10 protein-coding genes are annotated in these 12666 nt (G+C 71.4%); 2 read left to right on the top strand and 8 right to left on the bottom strand.

Annotated elements, in window-relative coordinates; all coding sequences use genetic code 11:
* Positions 1–6 precede the first annotated feature (6 nt).
* Positions 7–1320: a sodium:proton antiporter gene (locus ACFQV6_RS30170; RefSeq protein WP_378031012.1), complete on the bottom strand. Its 1314-nt coding sequence runs from the start codon at positions 1318–1320 to the stop codon at positions 7–9.
* Between the two features lie 407 nt (positions 1321–1727).
* On the opposite strand from ACFQV6_RS30170, the gene ACFQV6_RS30165 reads away from it, so the two are divergent.
* Positions 1728–2387, top strand: a complete 660-nt coding sequence (locus tag ACFQV6_RS30165; RefSeq protein WP_378031011.1) for an MSMEG_1061 family FMN-dependent PPOX-type flavoprotein — start codon at positions 1728–1730, stop codon at positions 2385–2387.
* A 24-nt stretch (positions 2388–2411) separates the two neighbouring features.
* On the opposite strand, the gene ACFQV6_RS30160 is transcribed toward ACFQV6_RS30165, so the two are convergent.
* The 5 genes from ACFQV6_RS30160 to ACFQV6_RS30140 form a co-directional block, all read right to left on the bottom strand.
* The gene (locus ACFQV6_RS30160; RefSeq protein ID WP_378031010.1) at positions 2412–5153 is read right to left on the bottom strand and encodes an AAA family ATPase; all 2742 of its coding nucleotides are present in this window, start codon (positions 5151–5153) and stop codon (positions 2412–2414) included.
* A gap of 56 nt (positions 5154–5209) precedes the next feature.
* Positions 5210–8023: an ATP-binding protein gene (locus ACFQV6_RS30155; RefSeq protein ID WP_378031009.1), complete on the bottom strand. Its 2814-nt coding sequence runs from the start codon at positions 8021–8023 to the stop codon at positions 5210–5212.
* A 171-nt stretch (positions 8024–8194) separates the two neighbouring features.
* The gene (locus tag ACFQV6_RS30150; RefSeq protein ID WP_378031008.1) at positions 8195–9154 is read right to left on the bottom strand and encodes an anti-sigma factor RsbA family regulatory protein; all 960 of its coding nucleotides are present in this window, start codon (positions 9152–9154) and stop codon (positions 8195–8197) included.
* Positions 9151–9933 carry an MEDS domain-containing protein gene (locus tag ACFQV6_RS30145; RefSeq protein WP_378031007.1) on the bottom strand — a complete coding sequence of 261 codons (783 nt, stop codon included), beginning with the start codon at positions 9931–9933 and terminating at the stop codon, positions 9151–9153. The genes ACFQV6_RS30150 and ACFQV6_RS30145 overlap by 4 nt, the downstream gene beginning before the upstream one ends.
* Before the next feature lie 116 nt (positions 9934–10049).
* Positions 10050–10367 carry a winged helix-turn-helix transcriptional regulator gene (locus ACFQV6_RS30140; protein ID WP_378031006.1) on the bottom strand — a complete coding sequence of 106 codons (318 nt, stop codon included), beginning with the start codon at positions 10365–10367 and terminating at the stop codon, positions 10050–10052.
* A gap of 123 nt (positions 10368–10490) precedes the next feature.
* Between ACFQV6_RS30140 and ACFQV6_RS30135 the strand changes: the two genes are divergently transcribed.
* Positions 10491–11138 (top strand): NADPH-dependent F420 reductase, encoded by a 648-nt coding sequence (locus ACFQV6_RS30135; protein WP_378031005.1) that lies wholly within the window; start codon positions 10491–10493, stop codon positions 11136–11138.
* Between the two features lie 180 nt (positions 11139–11318).
* On the opposite strand, the gene ACFQV6_RS30130 is transcribed toward ACFQV6_RS30135, so the two are convergent.
* A complete protein-coding gene (locus ACFQV6_RS30130) occupies positions 11319–11942 on the bottom strand; it encodes a hypothetical protein (protein ID WP_378031004.1) in 624 nt (207 codons plus the stop codon).
* Positions 11943–12095: 153 nt separating this feature from the next.
* Positions 12096–12470, bottom strand: a complete 375-nt coding sequence (locus ACFQV6_RS30125; protein WP_378031003.1) for a hypothetical protein — start codon at positions 12468–12470, stop codon at positions 12096–12098.
* Between the last annotated feature and the right edge of the window lie 196 nt (positions 12471–12666).

Below are 12666 nucleotides of genomic sequence, written 5' to 3'. Positions count from 1 at the left end.
GTTCTCTCAGGGCGGCGCGAAGAACAGGAACGTCGTGGCCGCCAGCACCGGCAGCATGATGACCATGGCGATCAGGGCATAGGCGAAGAAGTGCGGCATCCGCACGCCCCGGTGTTCCGCGAGTTCCTTGACCATCAGGTTCGGGCCGTTGCCGATGTAGGTCAGGGACCCCATCATCACCGCACCGCAGGCGATCGCGAACAGCAGATCGTTGCCCGCCGGGACCGCCACCAGCGAGGCGAGATAGCTCGGGTCGTCGACGCCGATTCCCAGCTGACCGGCGGCGACCGACGTGAACGCGAGATACGTCGGCGCGTTGTCCAGCATCGACGACAGGGCGCCGGACGCCCAGAAGTACTGCCACGGGGCCTCCAGCCCGATCTGGGCGGCTCGGGCGTTGAGGATGAGCAGCGGCTGCGTCATGGTGACGAAGACACCGGCGAAGATCACCGCGACCGACGCGATCGGGCCGAATCCGAATTGATTGGCCTCGTGGATCGCGCCGGGTGTGACCCGGTAGGACACGTAGGCGATGGCCAGCAGGGTCGCCTCCGGCACACCGAACGGCAGCGGGAACGCCCCCTTCGCGAGCAGGACGAGGACGACAGCGGTCAGCAGCACCACGTTGCGGCGGCCCCCGATGCGCAGGGGCTGGTGTGCGATGAGTTCGTCCATCAGGCCGGTGCTGCGGTCGCGCCGTTCCTCGCGGTTGACGAGGAACTGGTCGACCAGGTTGAAGAGGAGGATGAGGGTGCCGTTGACGAACAGCCACGGCGCCCAGAGGCGGAAGGTCCACTCGAACGGCACACCCTTGAGGAAGCCGAGATAGAGCGGCGGGTCGCCGATCGGGGTGAGCAGGCCGCCGGCATTGGCGACGACGAGGATGAAGAAGATGACCAGGTGAGCCCGGGAGTCGCGACGGGCGTTGGCGCGCAGGAACGGGCGGATCAGCAGCATCGCGGCGCCGGTGGTGCCGATGACGTTGGCCAGCACCGCACCGACGGCGAGCATGCCGGCGTTCGCGAGCGGTGTGCCGGCCAGCGAACCGCGCACCTCGATGCCACCGGAGATGACGAACAGGGCTGCGAGCAGCGCCACGAACGACACGTACTCGGCGACGGAGTGGACGAGCGCGCCGCCACCCCCGGAGGCGAGCAGGTGGACCGCGGCGGGAACGGCGAGGGCGGTGGCGACCAGTGCCTTGTTGGTGAGGCGGCTCCACCAGCCGGCGGCGAAGACTTCCAGCACAGCGACCGCGGCCAGCATCAGGACGAAGGGTGCGACGCTCCACAACGGCAGCCGGCCACCAAGTGCCTCCATGCCGGGATCAGCCGCCGATTCGCGGCAGCGCGGCGGAATCGGCGAGCGGCGGCGCGGGTGGAGGTGAGCAGTGCGGTGCCGTCGTTGTCACCGTGCCCCTTTCGCATCGTGAACCACTAGCCGGACTAATCGGACCACCTTGTGGACTGCATTAACGTACGGGCGTCCGCCACTTCTGGCAAGGACATCGGGGCCGGGCGCTTTCGAAGCGGGATTCGGCGTCGTTTGCGCGGAGACGGCATTTGCCCGCTCAGTGAGCGAGGCGAGCACGTCGGCGTGGGCGGCCGGGACCTCGACGTCGAGGTGGGCGCACGTACCGAATGCAACTCCTTTTCCGTGAAAATGCTCGCACCGGGCTGGATCGGCAGGTCAGCGGCCCGCCGGGTCGATCCATTAGGGTCGGCGGCATGACATCAGCCCTCGACACCAGCGCCTTCGCATCGCTGCGCCTCGATGCCGTGGCCGACGAAGAGACGCTGCGCCAGGCCTACGAGATGCCCACCGACGCGGCCGTGCGCAAGCAGATGACCGAGCTCACCGAGCAGACCCGGCGGTTGATCGAATGCGCGTCGCTGGTCCTGGTCGCCAGCGCGGACGCCGAGGGCAACTACGACGTCTCCCCCCGCGGCGGCCCCGCCGGGTTCGTCACCGTCCTGGACTCCCGGACGGTGGCGATACCGGACGCGACAGGCAACAAGCGGCTGGACACCCTGCAGAACGTGATCGCCACCGGACGGGCCGGGCTGCTGTTCGTCATCCCGGGCCGCGCCACGACGCTCAGGGTGAACGGCCGGGCCTGCGTCTCCACCCGCCCGGAGTTGCTGTCGCAGCTGACCGCCGTGGGCAAGCCACCGGCCAGTGCCCTGGTGGTGGGCATCGACCAGGTCTACCCGCACTGCCCCAAGGCGTTTCTGCGCAGCGGGGCCTGGAAGCCGGAGCAGTGGCTGCCGGCGGACGCCCAGCCGACCTCGGCCGAGGTGACACTGGCCCAGCTGCGGATGCCGGACCTGACCATCGCCGAGATCGAGCAGAGAGAGGCGGACGCGCTGAAATACCGGTACGAGTGACGGGCCGCTCAGCGAGGGAGAAGTTCAGATGTCACGCTCCGCCGCCATCCGCTGCAGCTCCGCGCGTGAGGTGATGCCGAGCTTGGGGAACATCCGGTACAGGTGACTGCCGACGGTCCGGTGCGAGAGGAACAGGCCCTTGGCGATGTCCCGGTTGGTCAGGCCCTGCGCGACCAGCGAAGCGATCTGGGTCTCCTGAGGAGACAACAAATCCCAGACATCGGCGGTACGCGCTTCGCTGCGCTCGCCGGCTGCCCGCAGTTCCTCCCTGGCGCGCTCGGCGAGCGGTTGGGCGCCCAGGTTGTCGAAGCCGTCCCGCGCCATGCGGAGGAAATCGCGGGACTCGCGGACACGCCTCCGGCGGCGCAGGGACTTGCCGTAGGTGAAGAGCAGGCGGCAGCGCTCGTACGGCCAGACCGTCATGTCGATGGCCAGGGCCTCGGCGAACCGTCGCTCGGACTCGTCGTCGCCGGCCAGCACCGCCCTCGCGATGCTGAGGTTCATCCGGCCGGTGGGTGAGGTGGTCGCGCGTACCTCCGCGGGCAGCCCCGCGACGAGCGAACGGCCGGCGGTGACCTCGCCGCAGGCCACGGCGGCCTCGGCCATGCTCGCCAGCGACCACAGGGCGTGTGCCGGGTGGTAGGCGCTGTTGGCCGGATCGTGCAGTTGGGCGAGGAACGCGAAGGCCTGATCGTGATTGCCCCGCCCGGACGCGACGGCGGCCCGCGCGACAAGTGTCACGGCGTCGATGGTGGCGAACCGGCGGGGGTTCACGTGCTCGGCACCGGCGATCAGATCCGCGGCACCCGCGAAGTCGCCCTTGAACGCCGCGACCGCCGCGTGGGCCACGAGCGCAGCCGCCTCCCAGAAGGGCTGGCGGGTCTCGGCGCACAACCGCGCACTCTCCTCGGCGGCGGCCACCGAGCTCGGCCAGTGCCCGCGGCGCAGGGCGCTCCACGCGAGCAGCGACAGCGTCCTGCCGAGGGTGTACAGGTGACCTTCGGCGCGAAGGCGTTCCGCGGCGTCGACGAGCAGGCCCTCGGAGACGTCGAACGCCCCGGCACACGCCGCCGCGTGTGCGAGCCGGTAGGTGGTGGTCGCGTCCCGTCCGGCCGCCGGCACCCGGGATATCAGCGCGCGTACCGTGTCGTCGCTGTCGAACGGCGAGCCGTAGGCAAGCAGCTGCGCGCGGCTCGGGACGTCAGCGATCCCCAGCCGGCCGGCCGCGGCGATCACCTGCTTTCCCACCGGGCGGCCGGGACTCAGGTTCCAGCAGCGCATGGCCGCGGCGCGCAGGAAGTCGGTCGCCAGGTCCTCGTCGCCGACCACGGTTGCCCGTTCGGCCGCGTTGATGAGCAGGTGGATGCGCTGTTCGCCGGCCTGGTCCTCGTCGGCCAGCTCGTTGAGCCACTCGTACCGGAGACTGTCGTTGTCGCCGTCGGCCAGATCCCGGTAGCGGCTCCGCAGTCGTTCTCCGGCGGCGGGCTGCCCGACCGCGTACGCGAGTGCGGCCGCCCGATAGGTACGGTCGGCCCTGTCACGACTGTCGGCGGAGAGCTGGGCCGCTCGCTCCAGGACCCGTACCGCGTCCGTCGAAGCACCGCGCTTGATCGCCTGCTCGGCGTGCTCCTCGAGATCGGCCGCCAGTCCCGCGTCCGGTCGCAGCGCCGCAGCCGCCCGGTGCCACAACGATCGCTCCGGGCGGCCCGTCGTCACCTGTGCCAGCGCGGCGTGGCAGACCCGGCGCCGGTCGGGGCCGAGACGCTGGAGGATCGCTGATCGGATGAGCGGATGCCGGAACCGGACGGTGGCGCCGTCCACCACGATCAGACCGGCCGACACCGCCGGATCGAGGGACGGCGCGGAGTCCCCACTCGACAGCCACTCCGCGGCTGCCACGATCTCGGCGAGATCGTCGGAGTCGCTGAGCGCCGCCATCTCCAGAACGGTCGTGGTCGGCGGGTCGAACTCGCCGGCGCGGGCCAGGAACGAGCGTTCCAGCCGCGCGGTCAGGGGCAGCTGGACGGTGCTCACGTCGGAGTGCGCGTTCACCGCGCGCGGCAACTCCAGCAGGGCGAGCGGGTTGCCGCCCGCGACACCGAGCAACAGCGACCTGGTCACCGGGTCGAGTGCGCCGGCGACACCGTCGAGGAGCACGGCCGCGGACTCGGTGTCGAGGGGAGCCAGGCCCAGCGCGGGGACGGCCGCGTCGAGCAGATATCCCGGCTCGTTCTCGCGGTGTGTCGCGAGCAGCACGATACGGTCCGCGGCCACCCGGCGTGCCACGAACGCCAGCACCTGCTGACTGGCCGCGTCCATCCACTGCGCGTCGTCGGCCAGCAGCAGGACCGGCCGCTCGGCTGCCGCCTCCGCCAGCAGTTCGAGAGCCGCTGTCGCCACGGTGTACAGCTCCGGCGACGCGCCCGACGCACGGCCGAAGGCGACATCCAGGGCGATCCGGTGATGTGTGGTAAGCCGGTCGCTGTGTTCCAGGACCGAGCGCATCATCTGGTGCAGCGCGGCGTACGGCAGACCGAACTCGGTGACCGACCCGATCGCGCGCAGCACCCGGAACCTGTCACCGGTCGTTGCGGCTGCCCACTCCAGCAGCGCCGACTTGCCAACACCGGGTGTGCCACAGACGACCAGGGCCCCGCCGACGCCCGCGGCGCTGTCCAGCAGCCGGCCGATGGCCGCCTGTTCCGGCGCCCGCCCGACCAGTGAGGGATGTGCGTTCAGGGCCGGCGCCGTGATCGCGTCGGTCATGTCAGGAAGCATCTCGTGGACGCGTCACGGCCGGCATCACCCGAGTTGAGTAATCCTTATTCCCGCGGGCCGGTGGCGCCGTCGCGGAGCCGTTCCGAGGCCAGGCGGGCGAGTTCGTACCGGGAAGTGACGTCGAGTTTCGCGAAGGCCCGGCGCAGATGGGTGCTGATCGTGTGGGGTGACAGGAAGAGCTGCGCGGCGGCGTCCCGGTTGGACAGACCCCGGGCGACGAGGTTGACCACCTGCAGTTCGGAAGGGCTCAGCGACTCCCACCCGCTGGCCGGGCGATCGTCCGGCAGGACGCGGCGGCGCACACCGAGACGGCGCAGCCGGGCGCGTACCCGCTGCGCGTCCCACGTGGCACCGGCCGGCAGGTACAGCTCGAGCGCGGTGTTGAGGTGGGCCACCGCCTCCTCGGCCGCGCCGGCGGTCAGCAGGTGCTTGGCCAGGTCCTCCTCGAGAGAGGCGCGGGCCATCGGCCGGGCGGTCTCCCGGTAGTGCTCCTGTGCCGTCCGCAGCGCCTCGATGTCGCCGCGCCAGAGCCCCTCCGCGTGTGCCGCGGCCGCCACGACATCACCGACGGCCGGATTGCGCTCCGCCCGCTGCCGCGCCTGGCGCACGGCCACGGCGCCCAGTTCCTCGTCCCGTGCCGCCAGCGCGAGCCGCACCAGGTGCGTCTCCGCCCCGACCTCCCTCGTGAGCACCGGCAGCACCTCGGGCGAATCCGGATCACGGTTCGCCGCTCGCAGCTCCCGGCGCGCGCCGGCCGCATCGCCGCGGGCCAGGGCCTGCCCGGCGAGCACCGACACGAGCTGACGCCGGGCCTCGTTGTAGTACTCCTGCGCCAGCGACTCCCTGGCGAAGTCGGCACACCAGCCGGCCAGCGTCAGGTTGCCGGTGTGTATCGCCACCCGGCTGAGCGCGGCCAGGCCCGCGGCGTCGGGAATGGCCAGAGCCGACGCGACCACACCGGACGCGAACGCACCCTCCAGTACGGCGCCCGCGTCGGTCACCTGCCCCTGCTGCAACAGGATCCAGCCGCGCCAGAAATCCCACCTCGGCACGATCCACCCCTGCTTGTCCCTGGTCGCAACGCGCAGACCGTCACTCGCGACGGCAAGCGCCTCGTCCAGGCGCCCGGTGTGGGCGTAGATCGTGCTGCGGTACCACTCGGCGGCCTGCGCCGGCACGAAGTCACCGGTGTCGGCGGCGAGGGCGTGGATCCGGGCGAGCCGCTTGGCCAGGCGGTCGTAATGGTGGGCGGCCTCGTCGACGGCCAGCAGCCCGAACTCGACGTAGAGACGGGCGACCGCGTCATCCGCCTTCGCGGCCGCGGCCTGCGCGTCACGGGCCACCGCGATGGCGCGTTCGACCTGTGAGGAGGCCACCAGACTGACGATCATGACGGCCAGGTGCCGGGCCCGCTGTACCGCGTCGAGACCGGGCAGTTCAAGCGCGGCCTCACCCATCTGCAGGCGCATGTCGCCGGGCAGCGAGTACATCCGCGCCACGCTGAGCCGCACCTCAGCCTCGGCCTGCGGGGACAACAGCCGCCGCATCTCCTCGTTGGCGAAGTCCCGGGCGGCGGCGTCCCGGCCACCGACGTGCAGCAACACGGCTGTCTCGGCGACGAGCGCGATCCGGTCCGGGTTCGCGGCGGTGGACAGGGTCAGGGCACGCCGGGCCAGGTTGGCCGCCGTCACGGGGTCGGTGGCGGCCAGCGCCCGCGCGGCGGCGTGCAGCACTGCCGCGGCGGCATCGTCCCCCGGCTCAGCCGACTCGAGCAGCCGGCCGGCCACCTCGACCGGCATGGCACCGTTGCGGAGCAGGACGGTGGCGGCGTGACGGATGAGGGCACGGCGGGCGGCGTACGGAACGCTGTCCAGGACCGCCTCCCGGATCAGGTCGTGCCGGAACATCACGGTGGCCGCGGCGCTGTCGAAGATGTGCGCGCGGGTCAGGATGTCCACGCTCGCCGACAGCTCGACAGGACCGGTGTCCAGCATCGCCGCCAAGTCCACCGTGCGGGACGATCGCCCGAGCGCCGCGGCAGCACGGGCGGTGCCGACCGCGGCGGCACCCAGCGCCTCCAGACGACGGCGCATGCTCTCGCCCAGCCGGGCCGGCAGCCGGCGCTCCCGCAGCACCGCCGCACCGTCGCGCACCGCGACGAGCTCCTCCTCCCGCAGCCCCTGCAGCAGCTCGGTCAGCAGGAACGGCACGCCGTGGGTCTCGGCTGCCAGTGCCAGCAACGGCGGATCCGGGCGCCCACCGAGCGTGTCGGCCACGATGTCCTGCACGTCCGGCAGGGGCAGCTCCCGCAGAACGACACGGGTCGCACCCGCACGCGCGAGCTGATCGACCGCGTCGGTCCACCGCGAGGTCGCCTCCCGCGGGCGATAGGCGAGCACCCAGACCACCGGGACACCGGTGACCACCGGTAGCAGCGCCCGCAACGCCTCCACCGTGGACGGATCCGCCCACTGGAGATCGTCGAGACACACCATGGCCGGAGCGCCGAGCTGCTCCAGCCTGCTCTGCAGGTCGAGCACCACCCAGTAGCTACTGGTGCGAACCTCCTCGGGCGACGGCAGGTCGTTGCCCGCGAGCGGCGCCCCGGTCCCGCCGAACAGGGCCGCCAGCAGGCACGCCAGCGGCGACAGCGCCACATCGACGTCACCCCGGCTCGCGCCGACCCGCAACCCCCGGGCCCGGGCCAGCTCGGCGGCCTCCTCGAGGAGCCGGGTCTTGCCCATGCCGCCCGGACCTTCGACCAGCAGCACGCCGCCACGCCCCTCGAGCGCGTCATCAACCGCCGCACGCACCGCGGCCAGCTCGGCGTCCCTGCCGCGAACCGGTGGCCTCACCATGACGGCTCCCCCCAGCGGATCAGCGCTCGACCACATCCGGCGATGCTGATCTCCGGACAGAGAGTAATCGCCGTGAGCGCTCAGCGTTCCGGCAGACCGGCGCGGCGCCCACTTTGCCCACCTGGCATCGAGCACCGCCGGGAGCGGGCGGCCCCGCCACGGTGAAAAAGGTCAGTGGTGAGGGTTGCCCGCGGTGAGCCGGATGGTGAAACCGTCGGCGTCGCGGTAGAGGGCCACGTGGTTGCAGGACTGGTGGGCGATCCAGAGGCCGAGCCCGCCGTCGAAGCCGTCACCCGCCGGAAGCAGACCGGCGAAGGGATCCTTCGGGCCGGGCCCGGCGTCGGTGACCGAGACCACGATGCGGTCCGAGCCGCTCCACAGGCGCATCCTGACCGGGGTCCGGCCGTGCCGGTACGCGTTCGCGACCACCTCGCTGACGGACACGACAAGGTCGTCGACGTCGTCGGCGGGCACCTGGCCCACATCGGCGTCGCGCACGGCCCGGCGCGCCTCGGCAAGGCTGGGCGAGGCGAAATCGGCGAGCGGTGCGGCGTACTGAATCGGATCCGGCAGCGGGACGCGGCGCTCGCTGAGATAGATCATCGGCTCGATGTAGTCGTCGTTGCGGACGTGACTGCCGTCAGGCATCGCGCTGCGCGGATGCGTGCGCAGCACGTCGGCGAGCACCGGTGCCGGTGTGGTCCCGGTGTTGTAGGCGCACATGCTCCACAGCGGGAACTCGTCGTAGGCGTGGTTGATGGCGGCCTCGTACCGCGACCAGGAGTCCCAGGTCGCGCCGAACGTCTCCGGCGACAGTTCACCGATGATGCGGATCTGCGCGGCGCCGCCGGCGACATGATCGGCCAGCAGCTCCCGGTACGACCGGATGGCGGCGGCCGGGCGCGCATACATCGAGCCGCCGGACAGGAACTCGACCGGCACTCCGGAGGGCAGTGCGCCACGCACCAGTTCGGCGTTGCGCCCGCCGAGCGCGACGACGGTGGGCTCGCCCGCCGTCACGCCGCCGAGCAGAAACGGCACGACCACCGCGAGGAGGTCGTCGTCGGAGGAATAGCAGACCGCCTCGTGGAAATATCCGCGATGCCCGGCTGCGGCGCCGGTCCTGGTCATCGGGTCACCTCCACTCGCACGTTCGGCAGATCCAGCAACTGGGCCAGGCGGGCTGCCGCACTGGTACGGGTGCGGAGCACAGCGGTCAGCCCCTGCGACTCGGCGTACCTCTCGACGGCGAGCAGTGAGCGATGGTCGATGAACGACAAACCGGCGGCGTCCACCACGATCTCGCCACCGGATGCCGCCAGATCAGTACGGCGAAGGGCCGTGGTGAACAGCTCCCCGGCCGACCCGTCGACCTCGCCGTCCAGCACCGCCTCGGCGCTCGTGGCGCCCGGGTGCAGCTGAAACGCCACATCCGCCCCGCTGCTCGACTCGTGCAGGCAGGCCAGCTCGGACACGGCGAGATTGCCGAGCTCCCGCCGGTCGTAGGCGCACACGGCCCGCATGGGCGCGGTGCGCATGTAGCGGCCGACCAGGTATTCGTAGCGGGCGAAGGCGTCGCGCTGCTCGTCGGTCCGCACCAGCTCGGTGGCATCGGCGACGACCCGCAAACCGGTGAACCCGGCGTCCAGGGCGTCCTCGGTCGCGGCCGCGTAGGTGGCCACCTGGGTGGCCGGATCGATGGCCTCGTGGCCGGAGTAGGCGGTCTGAAAGGAGAGAACCCGGATGGCTTCACCGCCCGGCAGGGCGCCGGCGTCGAGGCGGGAGAAGCGGCCGGGGATGTACCAGACCCGCTCGCCGGCGGCGAGCCCGGCGAGGAGAACCTCCCGCGCATACGTGTCGAAGAGATGCTGGTCGTCGTAGGACCAGCACTCGTGCCCGGCCGATGTCACGCCGCAACAATAGCCAGCGCCGGAACCTTCAGCCATCCGGCTGAACCGGCGCTGAGCTGCGTCGATCGACCCAGCGCCCGGCCGGCCGCTCAGCGGGCGGGCCGCGCTCAGCGCGGCTACCGGCCCGACATCCGTTCCTGCGCCTCGAAGAGCTCGTCGCCGTACCGGGTGACCCACTCACCGAGCGCGCGCATCGGCCCGTCGACGAAGGTCCGGCCGAGCGACGTCAACGCGTAGTCGACCCGGGGTGGTGCCTCGGCGAACGACCTGCGCTCGATCAGGCAGCCGGCGACGAGCCGGTGCAGCGCTTCGGTGAGAGCTTTGTCGCTGATGCCGCCGATACTCACCCGAAGTGCGCGGCGACGTTGCGGGCCCGTGGTCAGCGCAGCCAGGACCACCGGATCCCACACGTGGGCGAAAAGGTCGGTTCCCATCCGCACCCGGCAATCCGCCACCAGATCCAGGCAAGCACCAGCGGTATCGCGAGACATCCGGTCATCGTGACACGGCCGATACACACCCGGTGGTGCGTATCGGACCTCCTAGGGTCCGGCGTCATGCGTATCGGCATTCTCGGCACCGGAACCCTCGCCACAGCGCTCGCTGCCGCCTGGACCCGTGCCGGACATCAGGTCACCATCGGCGGTCGCTCACCCGAACGCGCGGAACTTGCGGCCGCAGCATCCGGCGCCCGGGCCCGGCCCCTCCCCCAGGTCGGTACGGACGCCGACGCCATCCTGCTCAGCGTCCACTGGGCGGGTGTCGCTGACATCCTCGAGGCAGCCGGCGCACCTGCCGGGTCGCTCGCCGGCAAACCGCTCATCGACCCGACGAACGCGGTCGAGCACGGCATCGGGGTACTGCGGACGCAACCCGGGCGTGCGATCGCGCACCACGTCGCCGACCACGCCCCCGGCGCTCACGTGGTCAAGGCGCTCCACCTGTTCCCGTCGTCGCTGTGGGCGGCGCCGGACTCTTCACCGCCGACGGTTGCGATGTGCGGGGACGACCCACAGGCACTCGAACTCGTGGGTTCGCTGGTCCGCGATCTCGGCGGCGTTCCCGCCGTCCTTGGCGGGCTTGATCGCGCCCGGCAGTTGGAGGAGGTGGCCGGATTCGTCATCGGGCTCGCGTTCGCCGGCCACGATCCGCAGTCGGCGATCCCCGCCGTTCCGGCCGCGGCGGCGGGAAGCACCCGCCCGTGAACACATGGGCGCCAGACGCCCGCAACCCGACCGTGCGCTTCTACCCACGCCGGGGCAACAACCAGCTCTCACACAACCTCACCGTGCGCGCCTACTGGTCCAGGCACCCGTCAGGGTGGAGGTTCGCCTGCGGGCCGGCCCAGGTCCGGCTGGGCGTGAGTGCCCCGCTGCGAAAAGGATCTAGCCGGCCAGAGCCTTGACGACCAGGGTGCGGTCCTTGTTACGGCCGAGGCCGAACGCGGTCAGCGTGTAGGTGTGTGATTGGTAGGTGCCGGGAGCGGCCTCGCACGGGAAGGGCAGGGAGTCCGATCCCGCGGGGCCGTACTCGGCGTAGAGGCCCGGGCCGTCGACGCTGAGTTGGATCTTGTCGGCGCCGGTGACCTTCCATTCGAGGATCGCCGGTGCGCCCTCGGTGACGGCGCCGTCCTTGACCGACCGGCACTCGGGCTTCCGCTTGACCCGGAAGTACTCGATTCGCGGCACGATGGGCTGGGCGGTCACCACTGCTCCGGGCGGCAGGGTGCGTTTCTTCGTCGTGGATGGCGTCGGCTGGAGGCTCAGCGCCGGCGAACTCGTGGGTGCGGTGTCACCCGCGGGGTCGTCGCCGGCGCTCTCCTGCGAGCCGGCCTCGGCGGCGTCCTGGCCAACGTCAGCCGGCCCGGCTTCGGCGGCGTCCTGGCCGGCGTCGGTTTGACCGGCATCGGCCTGACCGGCGGCGTCCTGGCTGGCATCGGCCTGGCCGGCGTCGGCGGCTACCGGCTGGGTTTTGTCGTTTCGGGCGCCGGCCGGGCCGCAGCCGCTCACGGCCGCCAGGGCAAGTCCGGCCGCCAGGGCAAGTCCGGCCGGGACGAGCCGAGGCCGCCGCCTTCTCGCCGATGATGATGATGAGGTGTGAACAGCGGACACGAACCCTCCTGAAGCTGCTGGCGCGCGGATGGGCCCGCGGCGCCGTCCGGGCTAGAAAGAGCTGAAGCTGTCCACGTCGATCAAGGTGAGCACCTCGGTACGGACAGCGGGGCATTCCGCCTTCGTAGCCGCGTCCAGTACCGCGCCGTTCTCCGGCTTGCCGTGGGACTCGAAGAAGGTGGCCAGGTTGCCGGCCAGGTTGGCGTGCCGCCCCACCGGGCTGCCGATCTCCTTCAGCGCGGGGATCTCGCCCTCCAGGTAGGCGCAGACGTCCTTCGCCTCGTAGGAGCCGCCCGCCTCCGCGGGTGGATTGCCGTTCGCCGGTGCTGCTCCGTCGCCGGCCGAGGTGGCCGCATCGGTGCCGCCGCATCCGGCCACGGCCAGCAGCACAGCGATCGACAGAGTGAACAAAAACGGTCTGGTCATCATGCCTCGTTCTTGTTGGTCGTCGTATCGATGCGGGCACCGGCGTCCGGCGCGGTCGTCATCGAACGACTGAGGATTGACAGAGCGTCACGGCAGGCAGGCTGCACCTGGAATGCCGCAGAGCAACCTGCCGGCGGCGGTGTCGTCGCCGGCCAGGCCGGTGTCGATCGTGAGCAACGCCGCGAGGTGCCGGCGA

It is taken from the genome of Actinoplanes sp. GCM10030250 (assembly GCF_042666575.1).
Lineage (GTDB): Bacteria > Actinomycetota > Actinomycetes > Mycobacteriales > Micromonosporaceae > Actinoplanes.
The sequence above is the reverse complement of the archived record's forward strand: the minus strand, read 5'-3'. Positions and strand labels throughout refer to the sequence as shown.